The organism is Streptomyces sp. GSL17-111 (genome assembly GCF_037911585.1).
Taxonomy (GTDB): Bacteria; Actinomycetota; Actinomycetes; order Streptomycetales; family Streptomycetaceae; genus Streptomyces.
Map to the genome: position 1 here is coordinate 1287004 of NZ_JBAJNS010000001.1, position 19910 is coordinate 1306913.

23 protein-coding genes are annotated in these 19910 nt (G+C 72.7%); 5 read left to right on the forward strand and 18 right to left on the reverse strand.

The genetic code is table 11. The features are described from left to right. Positions 1–6 precede the first annotated feature (6 nt). From rpmF to V6D49_RS05390, 8 genes are all read right to left on the reverse strand, one after another. Positions 7–180 carry a 50S ribosomal protein L32 gene (rpmF, locus tag V6D49_RS05355; protein WP_191211935.1) on the reverse strand — a complete coding sequence of 58 codons (174 nt, stop codon included), beginning with the start codon at positions 178–180 and terminating at the stop codon, positions 7–9. Between the two features lie 2 nt (positions 181–182). Then, complete coding sequence (locus V6D49_RS05360) at positions 183–827, reverse strand: YceD family protein (protein WP_340563694.1); 645 nt, start codon at positions 825–827, stop codon at positions 183–185. A 172-nt stretch (positions 828–999) separates the two neighbouring features. Beyond that, on the reverse strand, positions 1000–2286 hold the full coding sequence (locus V6D49_RS05365; RefSeq protein WP_340557576.1) for an ATP synthase F0 subunit B: 1287 nt from the start codon (positions 2284–2286) through the stop codon (positions 1000–1002). Positions 2287–2360: 74 nt separating this feature from the next. Then, positions 2361–2840 (reverse strand): pantetheine-phosphate adenylyltransferase, encoded by a 480-nt coding sequence (coaD, locus tag V6D49_RS05370; protein WP_191211937.1) that lies wholly within the window; start codon positions 2838–2840, stop codon positions 2361–2363. Between the two features lie 26 nt (positions 2841–2866). After that, positions 2867–3454, reverse strand: coding sequence for a 16S rRNA (guanine(966)-N(2))-methyltransferase RsmD (rsmD, locus tag V6D49_RS05375; RefSeq protein ID WP_340557578.1), 588 nt, complete (start codon positions 3452–3454; stop codon positions 2867–2869). A gap of 191 nt (positions 3455–3645) precedes the next feature. Further along, positions 3646–4161: a hypothetical protein gene (locus V6D49_RS05380; protein ID WP_340557580.1), complete on the reverse strand. Its 516-nt coding sequence runs from the start codon at positions 4159–4161 to the stop codon at positions 3646–3648. 154 nt (positions 4162–4315) lie between these two features. Beyond that, positions 4316–6553, reverse strand: a complete 2238-nt coding sequence (gene recG / locus V6D49_RS05385; protein ID WP_340557582.1) for an ATP-dependent DNA helicase RecG — start codon at positions 6551–6553, stop codon at positions 4316–4318. 93 nt (positions 6554–6646) lie between these two features. Continuing rightward, on the reverse strand, positions 6647–8254 hold the full coding sequence (locus V6D49_RS05390) for a DAK2 domain-containing protein (protein ID WP_340557584.1): 1608 nt from the start codon (positions 8252–8254) through the stop codon (positions 6647–6649). 349 nt (positions 8255–8603) lie between these two features. Here V6D49_RS05390 and rpmB point away from each other — a divergent pair, with 349 nt between their 5' ends. Beyond that, positions 8604–8789 carry a 50S ribosomal protein L28 gene (gene rpmB, locus V6D49_RS05395; RefSeq protein WP_028426177.1) on the forward strand — a complete coding sequence of 62 codons (186 nt, stop codon included), beginning with the start codon at positions 8604–8606 and terminating at the stop codon, positions 8787–8789. A gap of 84 nt (positions 8790–8873) precedes the next feature. Here rpmB and thiD read toward each other — a convergent pair whose 3' ends face one another. Both thiD and V6D49_RS05405 read right to left on the reverse strand, forming a co-directional pair. Continuing rightward, positions 8874–9695 carry a bifunctional hydroxymethylpyrimidine kinase/phosphomethylpyrimidine kinase gene (gene thiD, locus V6D49_RS05400; protein WP_340557586.1) on the reverse strand — a complete coding sequence of 274 codons (822 nt, stop codon included), beginning with the start codon at positions 9693–9695 and terminating at the stop codon, positions 8874–8876. Beyond that, positions 9692–10684 carry a thiamine-phosphate kinase gene (locus V6D49_RS05405; protein WP_340557588.1) on the reverse strand — a complete coding sequence of 331 codons (993 nt, stop codon included), beginning with the start codon at positions 10682–10684 and terminating at the stop codon, positions 9692–9694. Before V6D49_RS05405 ends, thiD begins: the two co-directional genes overlap by 4 nt. A gap of 98 nt (positions 10685–10782) precedes the next feature. On the opposite strand from V6D49_RS05405, the gene V6D49_RS05410 reads away from it, so the two are divergent. Both V6D49_RS05410 and V6D49_RS05415 read left to right on the forward strand, forming a co-directional pair. After that, positions 10783–11016: an Lrp/AsnC family transcriptional regulator gene (locus tag V6D49_RS05410; protein ID WP_191211944.1), complete on the forward strand. Its 234-nt coding sequence runs from the start codon at positions 10783–10785 to the stop codon at positions 11014–11016. A 20-nt stretch (positions 11017–11036) separates the two neighbouring features. After that, positions 11037–11549, forward strand: a complete 513-nt coding sequence (locus V6D49_RS05415; RefSeq protein ID WP_445330468.1) for a DUF3515 domain-containing protein — start codon at positions 11037–11039, stop codon at positions 11547–11549. 27 nt (positions 11550–11576) lie between these two features. Here the strand turns inward: V6D49_RS05415 and V6D49_RS05420 are convergent, their stop codons facing one another. The 3 genes from V6D49_RS05420 to V6D49_RS05430 form a co-directional block, all read right to left on the reverse strand. Then, complete coding sequence (locus V6D49_RS05420) at positions 11577–12734, reverse strand: D-alanine--D-alanine ligase family protein (protein WP_340557590.1); 1158 nt, start codon at positions 12732–12734, stop codon at positions 11577–11579. Between the two features lie 66 nt (positions 12735–12800). Further along, a complete protein-coding gene (locus V6D49_RS05425; RefSeq protein WP_445330619.1) occupies positions 12801–13751 on the reverse strand; it encodes an NAD(P)H-dependent glycerol-3-phosphate dehydrogenase in 951 nt (316 codons plus the stop codon). Positions 13752–13798: 47 nt separating this feature from the next. Further along, positions 13799–14632: a lysophospholipid acyltransferase family protein gene (locus V6D49_RS05430; RefSeq protein WP_340557594.1), complete on the reverse strand. Its 834-nt coding sequence runs from the start codon at positions 14630–14632 to the stop codon at positions 13799–13801. A 158-nt stretch (positions 14633–14790) separates the two neighbouring features. On the opposite strand from V6D49_RS05430, the gene cofC reads away from it, so the two are divergent. Beyond that, positions 14791–15444, forward strand: a complete 654-nt coding sequence (gene cofC / locus V6D49_RS05435; protein ID WP_340557596.1) for a 2-phospho-L-lactate guanylyltransferase — start codon at positions 14791–14793, stop codon at positions 15442–15444. Here cofC and V6D49_RS05440 read toward each other — a convergent pair. From V6D49_RS05440 to leuC, 5 genes are all read right to left on the reverse strand, one after another. Continuing rightward, the gene (locus tag V6D49_RS05440) at positions 15416–15619 is read right to left on the reverse strand and encodes a hypothetical protein (RefSeq protein WP_340557598.1); all 204 of its coding nucleotides are present in this window, start codon (positions 15617–15619) and stop codon (positions 15416–15418) included. The two genes, cofC and V6D49_RS05440, sit on opposite strands and share 29 nt — an antisense overlap. Positions 15620–15742: 123 nt before the next feature. Then, on the reverse strand, positions 15743–16387 hold the full coding sequence (locus V6D49_RS05445) for an HU family DNA-binding protein (protein WP_340557600.1): 645 nt from the start codon (positions 16385–16387) through the stop codon (positions 15743–15745). A 126-nt stretch (positions 16388–16513) separates the two neighbouring features. Continuing rightward, positions 16514–16738, reverse strand: a complete 225-nt coding sequence (locus tag V6D49_RS05450) for a hypothetical protein (RefSeq protein WP_340557602.1) — start codon at positions 16736–16738, stop codon at positions 16514–16516. Positions 16739–16967: 229 nt separating this feature from the next. Next, on the reverse strand, positions 16968–17561 hold the full coding sequence (gene leuD / locus V6D49_RS05455) for a 3-isopropylmalate dehydratase small subunit (protein ID WP_340557603.1): 594 nt from the start codon (positions 17559–17561) through the stop codon (positions 16968–16970). Positions 17562–17566: 5 nt separating this feature from the next. Further along, the gene (leuC, locus tag V6D49_RS05460; RefSeq protein WP_340557604.1) at positions 17567–18991 is read right to left on the reverse strand and encodes a 3-isopropylmalate dehydratase large subunit; all 1425 of its coding nucleotides are present in this window, start codon (positions 18989–18991) and stop codon (positions 17567–17569) included. 152 nt (positions 18992–19143) lie between these two features. On the opposite strand from leuC, the gene ndgR reads away from it, so the two are divergent. Beyond that, positions 19144–19869: an IclR family transcriptional regulator NdgR gene (gene ndgR, locus V6D49_RS05465; protein WP_191211955.1), complete on the forward strand. Its 726-nt coding sequence runs from the start codon at positions 19144–19146 to the stop codon at positions 19867–19869. Positions 19870–19910 lie beyond the last annotated feature (41 nt).

Below are 19910 nucleotides of genomic sequence, written 5' to 3' on the forward strand. Positions count from 1 at the left end.
CGCCGATCAGACGTCCAGAACCTGACGCTTGTTGTAGGTGCCGCAGCTCGGGCACGCGATGTGCTGCTGCTTGGGCTCCGAGCAGCGCTCGCACGCCACCAGAGTGGGGACCGCAGCCTTCCACTGCGACCGGCGGTGGCGCGTGTTGCTGCGCGACATCTTCCGCTTGGGAACGGCCACGGCTACTTCTCCTGCTTCTCGTCGGCACCGGGTGCGGTGCCGTTCACGTTGTCCTTCTCACCGTGGCGGATGTCCTCGGCGAGTCCCTCCAGGGCCGCCCACCGGATGTCGGCGGCCTCGTTGTGCTGGTGGTCCGGATCGTCCGCCAGCCGGAAACCGCACCGTGGGCAGAGCCCCGGGCAGTCCTCCTGGCAGACGGGCTGCATGGACAGCGACAGCACCACCGCGTCCCGCAGTACGGGTTCGAGGTCGAACAGGTCGCCCTCGAGGCGGAGCACGCCCTCCTCGTCCCCAGCGCCCTCGGCGTCGTCGGCGACGTGCGCGACACGGCCGCGGTCGTCGGTCTCGGGGTAGGAGAACAGCTCCTGGAACTCCGCCTCACATTCCTGCTCCAGCGGCTCCAGACACCTTACGCACTCCCCGGTCAGCGGTGCGTCGGCGGTCCCCGTGACGAGCACGCCCTCCATCACCGCCTCCAGCCGGAGGTCGAGCTCGACAGGAGCGCCCTCGGGCACGCCGATGACCTCCGTGCCGAGGTCCTTCGGGGCGTCGACCGTGCGGGTGAGCCGCTTCATCGCACCGGGACGACGGCCCAGCTCGCGCGTGTCGAACACGAGCGGAGCACGGTGGTCGAGGGGGGCGTTCAGGGCTTCCTGCTTTCATCGATGTGACGACGGCCGACCCGGCGGTTCCTCGGGCAGCGGAAAGTCGCGGACGTACGCGCGACCGATGAGCCAGGATACTTCACCCGCCCGGATCGGCCCAATCGTGCGTGGTCAGCCGCCGTAGGCCCGGCGGCTCGCGGCCCGACGCGTGCGGTCAGCGACCCTCCTCGTAGCGGCGCAGCTGCTCCATGTCGATCATGCTGGTGTCGAAGAAGCTGGTCTCGTCCAGTGCCGGGGCCTGCTGTTGCTGGGCCTGCGGCTGCTGGGGCTGGTATGGCTGCTGCGGGTAGGGGCTCTGACCGGCGTAGGTCCCGTCCTGAGCGTAGGAATCCTGGTACGGCTGCTGCTGGTAGCCGTGGGCGTACGCGTCCCGCTGAGCGGCGTAGGGGTCCTGTGGAGCGTACGTGTCCTGCCGGGCGTACGGATCCGCCGGGAACGGCTCCTGCTGCGGCGGATAGCCAGGCTGCGGGTAGCCGTAGCCACTCTGCCCGTACGCGTCGGCCTGCTGCGCGTACGCCGCGGGGTAGCCCTGCTGGTCGTAGGCGGCGGCCGGCGCGTACGGGTCCCCCGCCGGCTGCGGCGGCGCCTCGGCCGGTGGGCTCGCGGGCGCGTGCTCGGGCGGGACGGCGCCGGGCATGACGCCCTGCTGCTGCGGGACGTGGCTCTGCGGCGCGGCGGCGAGCTGCGGCTCGGCGAGACCGGCGAGGTAGTCGGCGTCCGAGACGTGGACCTGGTGGTGGCCCTCCCCGCCCGCCTCGTCCTGGGCGGCCAAATGCGCGGCGAGATCGTCCATCGGACGGTGGCCGGTGAGTTTCTTGCGGCCCCTGCCGACGGCGTCGAGTGTCTTCGTCAACACCGCTTCGATCGCCTGGAACTGCGCCTCCACGTAGGCGTCCGCCCGGTCCCGCAGCTCGGCCGGGTCGGCGGGCCGCTCGGGGGCGGCGAGCCCGTCGGGGCCGTCCGGCCCGTCGCCGTCGACTTGGCCGTCGGCACCGGGCGCACGCCCGAGGAGCTTGTCCTTGCCCCGGCCCACCGAGTTGACCGTCTTGCTGAGGACGACCTCGAAGTTGGCCAGCTTGCTGTCGACGTAGTCGTCCGCCTCGGCGCGGATGGCCTCCGCCTCCCGGCGGGCCTCGGCCAGGATGCGTTCGGCCTCCTGCTGGGACCGGCGGGCGACCTCGGTCCCCGAGACCATGGAGCCGCGTTCGGAGTGTGCCGCCTCGATGATCCGCCGCGCCTCGTCCTGGGCCTCGGCGACCATCTGCTCCCGTCCGCCCAGGAGTTCCCGGGCCTGCGCGAGCGAGCCGGGGAGGGCTTCGCGCACCTCCTCCAGCAACGCGAGCAGTTCGGCCCGGTTGACGACGCAGGAGGCCGACATGGGCATGGAACGGGCGTTACGGACCGCCGCGACGATGTCGTCGAGTCTTGACTGTACGTCCACGGGAGCGACTGTACGGGCACCGGCCGCCGGGGGAACAGCGCGAGGGGCGGGCGGCGGCTCCCCCTCCCGCCGGGTCACTTCCCGGCGAGCCGCTCGGCCAGCGCGGCGGAGACCTGCGGCGGCACGAGGTGGGAGACGTCACCACCCCAGGTGGCGACCTCCTTGACCAGACTGGAGGAGAGGAAGCTGTAGGTCGGGTTGGTCGGCACGAAGAGCGTCTCGACGCCGGAGAGGCCGATGTTCATCTGGGCCATCTGCAGCTCGTAGTCGAAGTCACTGACGGCCCGCAGCCCCTTGACGATCGCGGGGATGTCGCGCTGCTTGCAGAAGTCGACCAGCAGCCCGTGGAAGGCCTCCACGACCACGTTGCCGAAGTCGGCGGTGACCGCCTCGATGAGGGCGATGCGCTCCTCGACGGTGAACAGGCCCTGCTTGCTCTTGTTGATCATCACGGCCACGTGCACGACGTCGTAGAGCTTGGCGGCCCGGGCGATGATGTCGAGGTGGCCGTTGGTGATGGGATCGAAGGACCCCGGACAGACTGCGCGGCGCACTGGCGTTTCCTCGCTCTCCGAGCTGGTCATGACGCGTCGGTAACTTCCTGTCGGGCGGCGCGACCGTACCAGAGCGTCCCTTCGCCGTAGCGGCGGGAGCGCAGCCCCGTGAAGCCCTCGGGCCAGCGGAACGCGCCGCCCCTCGTGCTCCGCTCCACGGTGACCAGTGCCTCCTCGGCAAACCACCCCTGATCGGCGAGTGTGAGGAGGATCTCCCGGAGATCATCGTCCGTGACGGCGTAGGGCGGGTCCAGGAAGACGACGTCGTAGGGAAGCCGGGGTGAACTCGCGGCGACCTGCTCGGCCCGCCCGGCCCGCACCTCGGCGCCCGGCAGGCCGAGCGCCTCGACGTTCTGCCTGATCGTCCGGGCCGCACGGGCGTCGGACTCCACCAACAGGACGTGAGCGGCCCCCCGGGAGAGCGCCTCCAGGCCCACCGCCCCGGAGCCGCCGTACAGGTCGAGCACCCGCAGGCCGCTCCAGCCGCCGCCCAACTGGGCTCCCCAGCTGGAGAACAGCCCTTCCCTGGCCCGGTCGGAGGTGGGACGGGTCGATCGTCCGGGCGGCACGGCGAGCCGTCGTCCGCCTGCGGCTCCGGCGATCACGCGGGTCATGGGGACGGCGTCCTTACGTGGCTGACGGTTCGGGAACGGCGCCACCACGCGCGCGGTGCCACCGCCCCCACGATAGGCGCACGTCGCGGCCACAGCCGCCCGGAGAGGCCCGCCGGCCGACGTCGCCGGCGGCGGCGGTGTGCGCCCGGCGCCCGTGCCGCGGGTCGCCGGGCGCATCCCGCGCCGCGTCGTCAGTCGCCGGACGCCTGCGGGGAACCGACGAGCGCCGGGGACGCGTAGCGCGACCAGGAGAGGCAGCCGTCGGGCGGGCAGTGCTCGGGGCGGCGCGGGTCGTGGCCCAGCTCGCGCAGCTTGGTGCGCACCGAGTCCGGCGTGCGGCCGAACCGGGCGGCTATCCGGGCCAGGGTCTCGCCCGCGTGGAAGCGGCGGGTCAGGTCCTCCTCGTGCTGGGGCACCCAGGGGGCGCCGTGGCCGGGGAACAGCTCACGCAGGACGTCCCGGTCCGGGATGGGCTCGGAGACGTCGGCCGCGAGGGCGAGGGCGCGCAGCGCGCGGTTGACCGCGATCCGCAGGGCGGGCACGTCGGCCAGCGGCAGGGTGAGCGCGCCGGAGGCGAGCGGGGTGTGGGGTGCGGACTCGTGCCAGCCGGTGAGGCCCAGCGTCACCGTGGCGTCGTCGTCACTGGCGAGCTCGATCCTGAAGACCTTGTCCCCCAGCGGCAGTTCGTTGATGTGCCGGAATGCCATGAGACCCCCAAGTACGTCCTGCTTCGCCCATCCCCTGACGGATCGGCTCGGACTTGTCCTATTCTCGCAGCCGCCACTGACAGTCGGCCCGGCCGAGAACGGGCCGAACCCGGCGGCCGGTTCGGAGGCGAGGCCGGGGGCGCGGGCGGGGTGTTCAGCCCTTGTCGAGGTAGCGCTCGCGGTCCTCGTCGAGCAGCGCGGCGAGGGCCGTGCGCAGTGCCGGGTGGTGCTCCAGCGCCGGATCGGCCGCGACGACGGCCGTGGCCTCGGCCCGGGCCTCGGCGATGACGTCCTCGTCCTCGATGACGGTGAGCATCCGCAGACTGGACCGCACACCGGACTGGGCCTGCCCGAGGACGTCCCCCTCCCGGCGCTGTTCGAGGTCGATCCGGGAGAGCTCGAAGCCGTCGAGGGTGCCCGCCACGGCGTCCAGCCGGGACCGTGCCGCGCTCGCCTCCGGCGCGTCGGTGACCAGCAGGCACAGCCCCGGCGCGGAGCCGCGGCCGACACGGCCGCGGAGCTGGTGGAGCTGGGAGACGCCGAAGCGGTCGGCGTCCATGATCACCATGGCCGTGGCGTTGGGGACGTTGACGCCGACCTCGATGACCGTGGTGGCGACCAGCACGTCCAGTTCGCCGGCGGTGAAGCGGCGCATCACCTCGTCCTTGGCCTCGGGCGCCATCCGGCCGTGCAGCGCGGCCACCCGCAGCCCGGCGAGCGGTCCTTCGGCGAGCTGCCCGGCCACCTCCAGCACGGCGAGGGGCGGACGCCGGTCGGCGGCGTCCGCGCCGGCGGCCCCGTCCGGCTCCGCGTCGCTCCCGTCCTCGGTGCCACCGCTGCCATCGGCGTCGGCGGCGTCGTCGTCGCCGATGCGCGGGCAGACGACGTACGCCTGGTGGCCGCCCTCCACCTCCTCCCGCACTCGCTCCCACGCGCGGGCGAGGAAGTGCGGCTTGTCGGCGGCGGGCACGACGTGGGTGGCGATCGGGGAGCGGCCGGCCGGGAGCTGGTCGAGCACCGACGTCTCCAGGTCGCCGAAGACGGTCATGGCGACGGTGCGCGGGATGGGCGTGGCCGTCATGACCAGCAGGTGCGGGGGCTGCCTGCCCTTGGCCCGCAGCGCGTCCCGCTGTTCGACACCGAACCGGTGCTGCTCGTCCACGACGACGAGTCCGAGGTCGTGGAACTGCACCTTGTCCTCGATCAGGGCGTGCGTGCCGATGACGAGGCCGGCCTCGCCGGTCGCCAGCTCCAGCAGGGCACGCCTGCGTGCGGGCACGCCCATCGACCCGGTCAGGAGCACGACCTTCGTGCCCCGGTCCGAGCCGCCCAGCATGCCGCCCTCGGCGAGGTCCCCGAGCATCTCCACGATCGACCGGTGGTGCTGCTGCGCGAGCACCTCCGTGGGGGCCAGCATCGCGGCCTGCCCCCCGGCGTCCACCACGGTGAGCATGGCCCGCAGGGCCACCATCGTCTTGCCGCTGCCGACCTCCCCCTGGAGCAGCCGGTGCATGGGGTGGGCGGTGGCGAGATCGGTGAAGATCTCGTCGCTGACCCGCTGCTGGCCCTCGGTCAGGGTGAACGGCAGCCGGGCGTCGAAGGCGTCGAGGATGCCGTCGGGCGGCGCGGTGCGCGGGACGGCGGGGAGGTGGGACTCGTCGGACCGGCGCCGGGCGAGGGCCACCTGGAGGACGAACGCCTCGTCCCACTTCAGCCGTGCCCGCGCCGCGTGCACGTCCGCCCAGGAGCTGGGGCGGTGCACGGCGTGCAGGGCCTCGGCGAGGGGCAGGAGACCCCGCCCCGCGCGCAGCGACTCGGGCAGCGGGTCCGCGAGGCCCTTCCAGCCGATGGCGGCCATGGAGCCGAGGACGGTGTCCACCGCCTGCTCGATCTTCCAGGAGTTCAGTTGCTTGACCGCCGGGTAGAGGGGCAGCAGCGCACGGGCGAACCGCTCGACGGCCTGCTCGTCGCTCTCGTCGTCGAGCAGCTTGTAGTCGGGGTGTGCGAGCTGCAGCTTGTGGTTGAAGACGGAGACCTTGCCCGCGAACATGCCGCGCCGGCCGGGCAGGAGCTTCTTCTCGTGGGAGTAGGCGCCCCGGCCGAAGAAGACGAGCCGCAGCCGCCCGCTGCCGTCGGTCAGCGTCACCTCCAGCCGCTGGCCGCGCCCCCGGTTGAACGACAGCAGCCGCGCGTCGGCCACCTGGGCGACGACCGTGACGTGCTCGTCCAGCGGCAGGTCGGCCAGCCGCGTCAGCTCACCGCGCTCGGCGTAGCGGCGCGGGTAGTGGTGCAGCAGGTCCCCGACGGTGTGCAGGTCGAGGTGGTCGGCGAGCACCTTCGCGGTGGTGCCGCCGACCGTCTTCTTCAGGGGCTCGGCCAGTGGACTCTCCATCGTGCCGCCCATCTTCGCCCACGGCGCCGACATCGGCCCGCATCCGGGCCCCCACCACCGGTCGCACCACTGATCGGCGGGCCGCGTACGCGTTCACTCCACGCCGATCAACAGGGGCGACGGCTGGTGCCCGGCGTAGCTGACGACGTCCACGCCCAGATGGGCGCGGCGCACGCGGTCCCGCAGCAGGCGGCTCAGCCCGCCGGGTGCGCCGGTGCCGAGGATCAGGGTGACCAGTTCTCCGCCCGCCGCCAGCATCCGGTCGAGCACCTCGGCGGCGCAGGCCGCCAGATCGTCCCCGATGACCGCGACGTCGCCGTCGATCATGCCGAGCACGTCACCGGCCTCGCAGACGCCCCGCGTCGTCCAGGACCGCCGCTCGGCCACGGCCAGCTCGGCGTACCGCGTCGCCCCCGCGGCGGCCGTCATCGCCACCACGTCCTCGTCGAACCGCCGTTCCGCCGCGTGCACCGCCAGGGCCGCCAGGGACTGGACGGGTGAGCGGGCGGGGATGATCGCCACCCGCACGCCGGTCGCCCGCACCTGCTGCGCGGCGGCCGCAGCCGTGTGCCACAGGTCCGGGCCGCCGAGGAGGAGCACCACCTCGCGGGCGTGGACGTCCCGGACGACGACGGCCAACTCCCCACTGCCGAGGGGCTCCTCGGGACGCACCGTGACGGCGACGGCGCCCGCCTCGGTGCACAGCCGGGCCAGCCCCTCCCCCGGCACGACGGCGACCACGGCCCGTTCCACCGGCTCCGGGACGACGGTCCGGACCGCGCCGCCCGCCGGGCCGGGCAGGTGGGTGATCCGGACGCGGTGGGGTCGGCCGGCCTCGATCCCGGCCTCCACGGCGGCGCCGGCGTCGTCGACGTGCACGTGGACGTGCCAGAGCTCGTCCCCGCCGACGACGACGAGCGAGTCGCCGAGGGCGTCGAGCCGGCGCCGCAGGACCTCGACGGCGGGGGCGGGCGCGTCCAGCAGGTAGATCACCTCGAACGCGGGGCCCGCCGGCGCCCCGGGGCAACCGCCCGGGTCCGGGGGGACCGGCGCGCACGTGTCGCCCCCGGTGGCGGCACGGTCGGCGAGTGGCTCCGTCGGCGGTTCTCCCGTGAGGGCGGTGGCGAGGGCCTGCAGCAGGACGACGAGCCCGTAGCCCCCGGCGTCCACGACCCCCGCCCCCGCGAGGGCCGGAAGCCGCTCCGGCGTCGCGGCCAGGGCGGCCCGGGCCCCGGCGCAGGCGGCCCGCACCACGTCGGCGTCGTCCCCGGGCGTCCGGGCGGCGGCCCGCGCGGCGGCGGTGGCGACGGAGAGGATCGTGCCCTCGACGGGACGGGCGACGGCCGCCCTGGCCAGCCGGGCCGCTCCGTCCAGCGCCGAGCGCAGGTCCCCGCCCGCCGCGGTGCCGTCGGCCAGTCCGCGCAGGAGCTGGGCGAGGATCGTGCCGGAGTTGCCCCGCGCGCCGAGCAGCGCGCCGTGGGCCATGGCGGCGGTCGCCTCGGCGAGCGTCGGCTCCCCCGCGCGGGCCGCCTCGACGGCCTGGGCGGCCGACTCCACGGTCAGGTACAGGTTCGTGCCGGTGTCGGCGTCGGCCACGGGGTAGACGTTGATCGCGTCGATCGTCTCGCGGGCCACGCCCAGCGCGTCGAGCGCGTGCACGCACCAGGCGTGGACCGTGGCGGCGTCCAGGGTGTTCGGCACCGGGCGACGCACCTCCTCAACTCGTCCCCGGCCCCGCACGTTCCGTGGCGGCGCCGGCGCCCCGCCCGCGCGGCCCACGGGGCCCAGCCGGGAAGGGTAGCCGTCGGCGCGCGCCGTCCGCCCGGCCCGGGGCGGCTCCCACGGCGGGCCGGGCGGCGGGCGAGGGTGCGGATTTCGGGGTCCGTGAGCAGTCGTTGTATGCTGCTTCGGTTGCCTGACGCGCTTGCATCAGGCGGCCGTCTCCCTGGCACTGCCGGTCAGCCCCGAAACGTGAGTTGCGATGCGTTCGGTCTGCATCCTGCGACGCCAGGACCCACCGTACGTGTATCTGAAGTCTTTGGAGTGACCCGTGGCTGCCAACTGCGACGTCTGCGGCAAGGGGCCGGGCTTCGGCAACAGCATCTCCCACTCGCACCGCCGCACCCCGCGTCGCTGGAACCCCAACATCCAGCGCGTGCGTGCCGTGGTCGGGCGGACGCCGAAGCGCCTCAACGTCTGCACCTCGTGCATCAAGGCCGGCAAGGTCTCGCGCTGACGCGATAAGTCGCAGCGCAGCCCCTGACGGTTGCCGCAAGCCGGTCCGCCTCGCGCGGACCGGCTTTGTGCTGCCCGATTCACGTCACCGTGTGTCGCCGAACCGCCGCCAGGCGTGGTCGACGGGGCCGATCCCCGCGCCGAGCGCGAAGCCGGCGGCGATGGCCCCGGTGACGTACTCCTTGGCCAGGGCCACCGCCTCCGGCACCTCCCGGCCCTTGGCGAGCTCCGCCGCCACGGCGCTGGCGAGCGTGCAGCCCGTGCCGTGCGTGTGCCGGCCCGCGTACCGGGGGGCCCGCAGCCAGTGCTCCGCCGAACCGTCGGTGAGCAGGTCCGTGGCCTCGCCCGGCAGGTGCCCGCCCTTGATGAGGGCCCAGCGCGGCCCGTGCGCGAGCACGGCCCCGGCCGCCCGGCGCATGTCGTCCTCGGAGGTCACGGTGACGCCCGTCAGTTGCGCCACCTCGTCCAGGTTGGGGGTCGCGACGGTGGCGGTCGGGAGCAGTTCGGTGCGGACGGTCTCCAGGGCCTCCGCCGCGAGCAGCGGGTCGCCGTGCTTGGAGACGCCGACCGGGTCCACGACCACCGGCACGTCCAGGGGACGCAGGAGCCCCGCGACGGTGCCCACCAGCTCCGCGGAGGCCAGCATGCCGGTCTTCACCGCCTGCACCCCGATGTCGTCGACGACGCTGCGGAACTGCGCGCGGACCGCCTCGGCGGGCAGTTCCCAGGCGCCCTGCACGCCGAGGGAGTTCTGCGCGGTGACGGCCGTCAGCACGCTCATGCCGTGGGTGCCGAGCGCCATCATCGTCTTCAGGTCGGCCTGGATCCCGGCGCCGCCGCCGGAGTCGGAGCCGGCGACCGTCAGGACGCGTATCGGGGAGGGGGGCGTGCGCCTGCTGTCCGTCATGTCTCTCCTTGGAAGTGGTCCCAGCCCCCGCCGTCGTGCCAGGAAGCGCCGTTGACGGTCACGCGCGACATCGCCGACGGGTGCCGCACCTCCCCCACGACGCGCCAGCGCGCGGGCAGCTTGCGGTCCGGGGGGAAGGTGGCGACGATCGCGTGGTCCTCTCCCCCGGTGAGCACCCACTCCAACGGGTCGACGCCGACGGCCTGGCCGATGTCGTGCATCTGGGCCGGCACGTCGAACGCCTCGGTGCGCAGGTCGATGCAGACCTTGCTGGCCGTGGCGATGTGCCGCAGGTCGGCGATGAGGCCGTCGCTGACGTCCGTCATCGCCGTGGCGCCGAGCGCGACGGCGGCCGGGCCCGCGTGGTAGGGCGGCTCCGGGCGGCGGTGGGCCTCCACGAAGGCCCGCGGGGAGCGGAAGCCGCGCTGGAGTATGGCGTACCCGGCCGCTGACCAGCCCAGCCACCCCGTGACGGCGACGACGTCCCCGGGCCGGGCCCCGGCCCGGGTGACGGCCTCCCGGCCGCGCAGGTCGCCGAGGGCCGTGATGGCGAGGGTGATCGTCTCACCGCGCACGATGTCGCCGCCGACGACGGCCGCCCCGGCGACGTCGCACTCGTCCCGCAGCCCGTCCATCAGCTCCACCGGCCAGGTGGCGTGCAGATCGGCGGGCAGGACGAGGCCGAGGAGCAGCGCCGTGGGCGCGGCGCCCATGGCGGCGATGTCGGCGAGGTTCTGCGCGGCAGCCTTGCGGCCCACGTCGTAGGCGGTGGACCAGTCACGCCGGAAGTGCCGGCCCTCCAGGAGCACGTCGGTGCTGGCCACGACGCGCCGATCGGGGGCGGCGACCACGGCGGCGTCGTCCCCGGGCCCCAGTTTGACCGCCGGTGTGGCGGTCAGCCGGGAGGTCAGCTCCCGGATGAGCCCGAACTCCCCGAGTTCGCCGACGGTCCCAGGGGTCGGGGGGCGGCCCCCGGGGAAACTCAGCATCCGTCTGCCCTTTCACAAAGCTCGCCGCTGGTGGTGACGACGCGATACCGTAGCGTCCCTTCCACCCCCATGATCCTCGAAGCCGCCCTGGAGGTTCCGTGGTACAGGCCTACATCCTGATCCAGACCGAGGTCGGCAAGGCGTCGACCGTCGCCGAGGTGATCGCCGACCTGCCCGGTGTCGTCCAGGCCGAGGACGTGACGGGCCCGTACGACGTCATCGTCCGCGCCCAGGCCGACACCGTGGACGATCTGGGGCGGCTGGTCGTCGCCAAGATCCAGCAGGTGGACGGCATCACCCGTACTCTGACCTGCCCAGTCGTGCATCTCTAGCTCCCCCGTATGCTCACGGCGTGACTGCTCCGCTCCGCCGCCCCTCCGCACCGCCGGGCCGCCTCGCGGTGCGCACGGCCGCTCTTTCCGCCGCCGCCCTGCTGGCCGGCTGCTCCCTCGGATCCCCGTCGGGCCCTGCGGTACCGAGTCCTTCGGGGGCCGCCGCCTCGGCGTGCCGGGCCCTCGCCGAGGCGCTGCCCGAACGGGTGGACGGGCAGGAGCGCGTCACGCGCGAGCCGGTGTCCGACTTCACGGCGGTGTGGGGCGACCCCGGCATCGAGCTGCGGTGCGGTGTGCGGCGCCCCGAGCGGTTGACGCCCGGGAGTGAACACTACAACCCGACGGCCGACGCGGTCGTGGTCAACGACGTCGACTGGCTCCTGGAGGAGCTGGCCGACGGTCATCGGTTCACGACGGTCGGCCGGGACGCCTTCGTGGAGGTGACCGTCCCGGCCGCGTACGCCCCGGAGGTCAACGCGCTCACCGACCTCGCTCGACCCGTCGCCACGACCGTGCCGCAGTCGCCCGCCTGACGGCCCGGCCCGCCGGCGGGGCGTGGCTCAGCGCAGGCCCGTGGAGCGGTGCAGGGCCGCCTGGAGCAGGCGGTCCACCAGCTCGGGGTAGCTCACACCGGTCTCCTGCCACATGCGCGGGTACATGCTGATCGGCGTGAAGCCCGGCATCGTGTTGATCTCGTTGAGGACGAAGCGTCCGTCCTCCAGGAGGAAGAAGTCCGCCCGCACCAGGCCCTCGCAGGAGGCCGCCTCGAAGGCGAGCACGGCGAGCCGGCGCACCTCTGCGGTCTGCTCCTCGGTGAGGGGCGCGGGGACGATACCGGCGGCCGAGTCGATGTACTTGGCCTCGAAGTCGTAGAAGTCGTGGCTGGTGACGGGCGGGATCTCGGCGGGGACACTGGCCTGCGGGCCGTCACCGAACTCCAGCACGCCGCACTCGATCTCCCGACCGCGCAGCAGCGACTCGACGATGACCTTCGGATCGTGCCGACGCGCCTCCTCGATGGCGTCGTCGAGTCCGGTGAGGTCGTCGACCTTGCTGATGCCCATCGACGAACCCGCCCGTGCCGGCTTCACGAAGACCGGCCAGCCGTGCTCGCCGGCGAAGTCGACGACCTTCTTGCGGGCCCCGGCCTGGTCCCGGTCCCACTCCCGCGGCCGGATGACGGTGAAGGGACCCACGGGGAGGCCGTAGGAGGCGAAGACCCGCTTCATGTACTCCTTGTCCATGCCGACGGCCGACGCCAGCACCCCGGAGCCCACGTACGGGACGCCGGCCAGCTCCAGCAGCCCCTGGAGGGTGCCGTCCTCCCCGTAAGGGCCGTGCAGGACGGGGAAGACGACGTCCACCTCGCCGAGCACCGTGGGCACGCTGCCCGGCTCGCTGTGGACGACCTCGCGGCTCGCCGGATCGACGGGCAGGACGACCCCGCCGGTGTCCGACCGGGCCAGCTCCGCCACGCTCGGCAGCTCCCGGTCGGTGATGGCCATGCGTTCCGGTGCGTCGGCGGTGAGGGCCCAGCGTCCGTCCGCGGTGATGCCGATCGGCAGCACGTCGTACTTCTCGCGGTCGATGGCGCGCAGCACGGCACCGGCCGTGAGGACGGAGATGCCGTGCTCGGAACTGCGGCCGCCGAAGACGACGGCGACGCGCGGCTTGCGCGGCGGACGGGCGGAGGCGCTGGGTGTCTCTGACGTGCTCATCGGCTTGAGATTACCGGCTGGGCGCCGGGGAGTGCAGCGCGGCACGTCCCCGGGCACGCGTCCCCGTCAGCGGGTCTCCGCCTTGGCGCTGCGGGCCATCAGCTCCTTGAGCGCCACGAGCGGCGCCTTGCCGTGGTGCACGATCTCCACGACCGTTTCGGTGATCGGCGTCTCGACACCGTGCCGACGGGCCAGATCCAGGACGGAGCGGCACGACTTGACGCCCTCGGCGGTCTGCCGGGTGACGGCGATGGTCTCCTCCAGCGTCATGCCGCGCCCCAGGTTGGTACCGAAGGTGTGGTTGCGGGAGAGCGGGGAGGAGCACGTCGCGACCAGGTCGCCCAGCCCGGCCAGTCCGGCGAAGGTGGCGGGGTCGGCGCCGAGCGCCAGGCCGAGCCGGGTCGTCTCGGCCAGCCCGCGCGTGATCAGCGACGCCTTGGCGTTGTCGCCGAGCCCCATGCCGTCGGCGATGCCCACGGCCAGCCCGATGACGTTCTTGACCGCACCGCCCAGTTCGCAACCCACGACGTCGGTGTTGGTGTAGGGGCGGAAGTACGGGGTGTGGCACGCCTTCTGCAGCCGACGGGCCACCTGCTCGTCGCGGCAGGCGACGACGGAGGCGGCGGGCTGCCGGGTGGCGATCTCCTTGGCCAGGTTGGGCCCGGACAGCACGGCGACGCGGTCCGGTGACGCGCCGGTGACCTCTTCGATCACCTCGCTCATCCGCTTCGTGCTGCCCAGCTCCACGCCCTTCATCAGCGAGACCAGCACGGTGTCGGGCGACAGGAGCGGCGTCCACCGCGCGAGGTTGTCCCGCAGGGACTGGGAGGGGACCGCCAGCACGGTGAACTCCGCGTCCCGCGCGGCCTCGGCGGGATCGGTCGTGGCCCGCAACGACGTGGGCAGCTCCACGTCGGGCAGGTAGTCCGGGTTGACGTGCCGGGCGTTGACGGCGGCCGCCAGTTCGGGCCGGCGGCCCCAGAGCGTCACCTCACAGCCGGCGTCGGCAAGCACCATGCCGAAGGCGGTGCCCCACGATCCGGTGCCGAACACGGCTGCCTTCGTCACGCGGACTCCCCCTCGGCGGCCTTCGTGCGGGGAGGTTCGGAGATGCCGTGGTCCCGCTCCGGCGCCGTCGTCCCGCTCCGCCCCGTCCCGCGCGTGCGGCGGTTGCGGCGCTCCTCGGCCACGGCCCTGCGGTGGTCGTAGCGCTCGGCCGGGGCCGGTTCGCCCCGGAGTTCCGCCAGTTCGGCGGTGATGGCGTCCATGATCGCGTCGGTGGCTCCCCTGAGCACCTCGGCCGTGGGCTCCCGGTCGTGGAAGCGCGACAGGTCCACGGGCTTCCCCGCCCGTACGCGCAGCGTCCTGCGCGGGAAGAGCCGGACCCGTTTGCGCTTGGCGTACGGGGGCACCACCTCGTGCGCCCCCCACTGGGCAACGGGAATGACCGGTGCCTTCGTCAGCAGGGCGACGCGGGCCGCGCCCGTCTTGCCCTCCATCGGCCACAGCTCCGGATCACGGGTGAGGGTGCCCTCGGGGTAGAAGGCCACGCACTCGCCCTTGTTGATGGCGTCGACGGCGGCACGGAAGGCGCCGACCGCGTCGGCGGACTCCCGGTACACGGGGATCTGCCCGGTGCCCCGCATGACGGCTCCCACGAAACCGCGACCGAACAGGCTCACTTTCGCCAGAAATCGGGGAACCCGTCCCGTGTTGTACTGGAAATGTGCGTACGCCAGTGGATCAAGATAGGAGTTGTGATTGACGGCGACGATGAATCCGCCTTCGGCCGGAATGTTCTCCATTCCGCGCCAGTCCCGATGGAACAGGAGGAGCAGGACGGGTTTGACGATGACCGCGGCCAAGCGATACCAGAACCCGATTTTTCGGCGGGACACCGGGACACCATCTCCTCTTGCTCTTCGCACCGGACCGGTAGCCGGACCGGCCGGCTCGCACTGTGCGCCGGGGACAACCGCACAAGTGTGGCCCTCGGCCACGGCCCTGTCGAGGACACCGTAACCCCAGGCCCCACAGCGGGGAGAGAATGGGCCCGATGCCGCACGCGACGAGCGCCGGGGCCGGCTGGTCCCTGGTCGTTCCCCTCAAACCGCTGGGCGTGGCCAAGAGCAGACTGGCCGCGGCCCTCGGGGAGCCCCTGCGCCCCCGGCTGGCCCTCGCCTTCGCCCAGGACACCGTTGCGGCCGCGCTCGACTGCCCCGAGGTGACCGATGTGGTGGTCGTCACGGACGACGCGGTGGCCCGGCGGGCCCTGACGGCACTGGGCGCCCGGGTGCTCGGGGATCCTCCGGGCGGTGGCCTGAACCCGGCCCTGCGCCACGGCGCACGTACCGTCCGCTCCCGCCGCCCCCGCTCGGCGGTCGCCGCACTCAACGCCGACCTGCCCGCGCTGCGCCCGGAGGAATTGACGCGCGTCCTGGACGCCGCGAGGGAATTCCCGCGTGCTTTTCTCGCGGACGCCGCCGGAGTGGGCACGACGGTGCTTTCCGCGCGGCCGGGAACAGAGCTGGAACCGCGTTTCGGCGGTACGTCCCGCGAACGTCACCGGCGGTCCGGAGCCAGCGAGATCGCCCTCGTCGGCGTGGACAGTGTGCGGCGCGACGTCGACACCGGAGCGGACCTGCGAGCCGCTCTGGAGCTCGGAGTGGGGCGGTACACGCTCAGAACGTCTGCAGCGTCACGAAGGTGACGCGGCGCTCCTCGCCGCGGCCCGTCGTCTCGATGCGCACCCGCTGCCCGGGGCGGAGCAGCCGCAGCCCCCCGGCGTCGAAGGCGGCGGCGTCGAACGGCACGGGAGTGCCGTCGTCCAACAGGACGCTGCCCGTGCGGGTCTGCGAGTCGAAGGTGTACGCGGTGGCCTGCATGGGCAGAGCCTATGGCCTGCGCCGCCCCCTGTCCCTCGCGGGCCGCCGCGCGGGCGGCGCGGGGAGGACGTGCTGCGGGCCGGGCTCCCCGGTGGGGCCCGGCCCGGCTGCGCGCGCGGACGCTCAGCGGCTGCGCGCGCTCTTCTTGGCGGCGGTCTTGCGCGCGGAGGCCTTGCGCGCGGGCGCCTTCTTCGCCGTGCTCTTCTTCGCCGGCGCGCTCGTCGCGGCGGTCTTCTTGGCGGTGGTCTTCTTGGCCGCCGCCTTCTTGGCCGTGGCCTTGGCCGGGCTGGACTTCTTCGCGGTCGCCGTCTTCTTCGTCGCGGTCTTGGCCGCGCTCGTCCTCTTCGCGGGCGCGGCCTTCTTGGCAGTGGTCTTCTTGGCCGCCGCCTTCTTGGCCGCGGCCTTCTTCGTGGCCGCCTTCTTCGTCGTGGTGCCGCCCGAGAGGCTGCCCTTGGGGGCCTTCTTGACCGCGACGTCGTTCTTCGGGAGCTTCTTGGCGCCGCTCACCAGGTCCTTGAAACCCTGGCCCGCCCGGAAGCGGGGCACGGCCGTCTTCTTGACCCGAACCCGCTCGCCGGTCTGCGGGTTGCGGGCGTACCGCGCGGGGCGCTCGACCTTCTCGAACGAGCCGAAGCCGGTGACCGACACACGCTCGCCCGCGCACACCGTGCGGACGATCGCGTCCAGTACGTGGTCGACCGCGTCCGCGGCCTGCTGCCGACCGCCCAGCTTGTCCTGGATTGCTTCAACGAGCTGCGCCTTGTTCACGTCTTCCCCTTCAGAGGCATTCCGTCACGAATGGTGTTCACGCTTTTTCGCACGGTAGGCAGATATATACCGCAAATCAAACACGAAACGGGCTAATCACCCTTGTGCCGCAACGAACTCCGCCGGTCATGCAGAAGGGAAGCGGCGGCCGTCGATCTCCTCCATCAGCCGTTCGAGCCTCTGCGCCGCCGAGGCCAGGTCGTGCTTCGCCGCCGCCGTGATGACGAGCAGCTTCCGGGTGAGCGCCTCCCGTTCGCCCTCCGGGACTTGCAGTGCGCGCACCTTGCTGTGCGCTTCCTTGAGCCGGTCGGCGACGAGACCGTACAGAGCCAGTTCGTCGTCGCCGTCCATGCACCGATTGTGCCATCTGGGGGGAGTTGTCGCCTCGCGAGGCCTCAACGCTCCGCCCGGGTGGACCAGTGCGGTTCCAGCCACCCAGGCTACCTTTCCAGCCAACTGCACGATAGGCGGGTCGATTTCGCAGCCGCGCGTACCCGTCCGAAGCACACGAAAACGCGGTGCCCCCGTTCCGGAGAACGGGGGCACCGCGTTGCTGCGAACGGGGACGCGACCCTCGGGCTCAGGCCGCCTGCGTCTGCGGCTTGAAGGACGGCCGCCCGCTCTCGTAGGCGGCGATGTCGCCCTCGTTCTGCAAGGTGATGCTGATGTCGTCCAGCCCTTCCAGGAGGCGCCAGCGGGCGTTCTCGTCCAGCTCGAAGTCAGCCTCGACGCCGGGCGCGAGGACCTTGCGCGCCACCAGGTCGACGGTGATCTCCGTGGCGGGGTCCTCCTCCGTGAGCTGCCACAGCGCGTCCACCGTCTCCTGCGGCAGCACCACGGTGAGCAGGCCGTTCTTCAGCGAATTGCCTCGGAAGATGTCGGCGAAGCGGGAGGAGATCACCGCTTTGAAGCCGTAGTTCTGGAGGGCCCAGACGGCGTGTTCCCGCGAGGAACCGGTACCGAAGTCGGGACCCGCCACCAGGACGGTGGCGCCCTGGCGTTCGGGCTGGTTCAGCACGAACGTCCCGTCCTTGCGCCACGCCTCGAACAGGCCGTCCTCGAACCCGTCGCGGGTGACCTTCTTCAGCCAGTGCGCGGGGATGATCTGGTCGGTGTCGACGTTGCTGCGGCGCAGCGGAACGGCCCGGCCGGTGTGGGTGGTGAAGGCTTCCATGGTGTTCAGACTCCCGCGGGCACGGCGTTGTCGGACAGGTCGGCGGGCGAGGCGAGGTGCCCGAGCACCGCCGTGGCGGCGGCCACCGGCGGGGAGACCAGGTGGGTCCGCCCGCCCTTGCCCTGCCGGCCCTCGAAGTTGCGGTTGGAGGTGGACGCCGAACGCTCGCCGGGAGCCAGCTGGTCGGGGTTCATGCCGAGGCACATCGAGCAACCGGCGTGCCGCCATTCGGCCCCCGCCGCGGTGAACACCTTGTCCAGCCCTTCCTCCACCGCCTGGAGGGCGACGCGTACGGAGCCGGGCACGATCAGCATCCGCACGCCGTCGGCGACCTTGCGGCCCTCGATGACGGCGGCGGCCGAGCGCAGGTCCTCGATGCGGCCGTTGGTGCACGAGCCGACGAACACGGTGTCGACCTTGATGTCCCGCAGGCGCTGGCCCGCCGACAGGCCCATGTACGTCAGGGCGTTCTCCGCCGCGAGCTTCTCGCTGGCGTCCGCGAAGGAGGCCGGGTCCGGGACGCTCGCGGACAGCGGTGCGCCCTGGCCGGGGTTGGTGCCCCAGGTGACGAACGGTGCCAGTTCGGCGGCCTCGATGACGACCTCGTGGTCGAACACCGCGTCGTCGTCCGTCCGCAGCGTCCGCCAGTACGCGACGGCATCGTCCCAGTCGGCGCCCTCGGCCGCGTGCGGGCGGCCCTGGAGATAGGCGAAGGTGGTCTCGTCGGGAGCGATCATGCCCGCCCGGGCACCGGCCTCGATGGACATGTTGCAGATGGTCATCCGCGCTTCCATCGACAGCTTCTCGATGGCCTCGCCACGGTATTCCAGGACGTAGCCCTGGCCGCCGCCGGTGCCGATCTTCGCGATCACGGCGAGGATGAGGTCCTTGGCGGTGACGTCCTCGGGCAGTTCACCGTTGACCGTGATCGCCATCGTCCTGAACGGTGCCAGCGGCAGCGTCTGCGTGGCCAGGACGTGCTCGACCTGGCTGGTGCCGATACCGAAGGCCAGCGCTCCGAAGGCACCGTGCGTGGAGGTGTGGCTGTCACCGCACACCACGGTCATTCCCGGCTGCGTCAGCCCCAGCTGGGGGCCCACCACGTGCACGACGCCCTGCTCGACGTCGCCCAGGGGGTGCAGCCGCACACCGAAGTCCGCGCAGTTCTTGCGCAGGGTCTCCAGTTGGGTGCGCGAGACCGGGTCGGCGATCGGCTTGTCGATGTCGAGGGTCGGGGTGTTGTGGTCCTCGGTGGCGATGGTGAGGTCGGTGCGCCGCACCTGGCGCCCGCTCTTGCGCAGACCGTCGAAGGCCTGCGGGCTGGTCACCTCGTGCAGCAGATGAAGATCGATGTAGAGCAGGTCAGGCTCACCCTCCACACGCCGAACGACATGGTCGTCCCAGACCTTCTCCGCGAGTGTCCGTCCCATCGCTATCCCTCCGGTCGGCCGCGCCGCCGACCACATATAGAGATCTTTGCCCCGCCTCTGGGGATGCCCAGGTGGTGGCCGTCACTCCAGACTGGCGGGTTTCCGGAGATATTGAACTTGCGTTTCGTAATGTGAGACGCGAGTATCGACGCATGGACAACTCTAGCGGCGCCTCAAGTGGTGTGGGCGTTCTCGACAAGGCAGCTCTGGTACTGAGCGCTCTGGAGTCCGGTCCGGCCACTCTCGCCGGGCTGGTGAGCGCGACCGGGCTGGCGCGACCGACGGCGCACCGACTCGCGGTGGCTCTCGAGCACCACCGCTTCGTCGCCCGGGACATGCAGGGCAGGTTCATCCTGGGCCCCCGCCTGTCCGAACTGGCCGCGGCGGCCGGCGAGGACCGTCTGTTGGCCTCGGCCGGGCCCGTCCTGACGCACCTCCGCGACGTCACCGGGGAGAGCGCACAGCTCTACCGGCGCCAGGGCGACATGCGCATCTGCGTGGCGGCGGCCGAGCGGCTCTCCGGTCTGCGCGACACCGTTCCCGTCGGCTCCACGCTCCCGATGAAGGCCGGCTCGGCCGCCCAGATCCTCATGGCCTGGGAGGAGCCGGAACGACTGCACCGCGGGCTCCAGGGGGCCCGGTTCACCGCGACCGCCCTCTCCGGCGTGCGACGCCGAGGCTGGGCACAGTCCGTCGGCGAACGGGAACCGGGCGTGGCCTCCGTCTCAGCCCCCGTGCGCGGCCCGTCCAACCGCGTCGTGGCGGCCGTCTCGGTGTCCGGACCGATCGAGCGGCTCACGCGGCACCCGGGCCGCATGCACGCCCAAGCGATCGTCGACGCCGCGAACCGGCTGTCGGAGGCCCTGCGGCGCGGCTGATCACGCCGGGGCGCGAGCGACCCCGCCGCAACCTCCCTGGC

Excerpts from the sequence above, each read along its gene's own strand:
- rsmD (WP_340557578.1), bottom strand. The coding sequence starts at position 3,454 with ATGACCCGCGTGATCGCCGGAGCCGCAGGCGGACGACGGCTCGCCGTG.
- V6D49_RS05380 (WP_340557580.1), bottom strand. The coding sequence starts at position 4,161 with ATGGCATTCCGGCACATCAACGAACTGCCGCTGGGGGACAAGGTCTTC.
- recG (WP_340557582.1), bottom strand. The coding sequence starts at position 6,553 with ATGGAGAGTCCACTGGCCGAGCCCCTGAAGAAGACGGTCGGCGGCACC.
- thiD (WP_340557586.1), bottom strand. The coding sequence starts at position 9,695 with ATGACGGACAGCAGGCGCACGCCCCCCTCCCCGATACGCGTCCTGACG.
- V6D49_RS05405 (WP_340557588.1), bottom strand. The coding sequence starts at position 10,684 with ATGCTGAGTTTCCCCGGGGGCCGCCCCCCGACCCCTGGGACCGTCGGC.
- V6D49_RS05420 (WP_340557590.1), bottom strand. The coding sequence starts at position 12,734 with ATGAGCACGTCAGAGACACCCAGCGCCTCCGCCCGTCCGCCGCGCAAG.
- V6D49_RS05425 (WP_445330619.1), bottom strand. The coding sequence starts at position 13,751 with ATGGTGCTTGCCGACGCCGGCTGTGAGGTGACGCTCTGGGGCCGCCGG.
- cofC (WP_340557596.1), top strand. The coding sequence starts at position 14,791 with ATGCCGCACGCGACGAGCGCCGGGGCCGGCTGGTCCCTGGTCGTTCCC.
- V6D49_RS05440 (WP_340557598.1), bottom strand. The coding sequence starts at position 15,619 with ATGCAGGCCACCGCGTACACCTTCGACTCGCAGACCCGCACGGGCAGC.
- V6D49_RS05450 (WP_340557602.1), bottom strand. The coding sequence starts at position 16,738 with ATGGACGGCGACGACGAACTGGCTCTGTACGGTCTCGTCGCCGACCGG.
- leuD (WP_340557603.1), bottom strand. The coding sequence starts at position 17,561 with ATGGAAGCCTTCACCACCCACACCGGCCGGGCCGTTCCGCTGCGCCGC.
- leuC (WP_340557604.1), bottom strand. The coding sequence starts at position 18,991 with ATGGGACGGACACTCGCGGAGAAGGTCTGGGACGACCATGTCGTTCGG.
- ndgR (WP_191211955.1), top strand. The coding sequence starts at position 19,144 with ATGGACAACTCTAGCGGCGCCTCAAGTGGTGTGGGCGTTCTCGACAAG.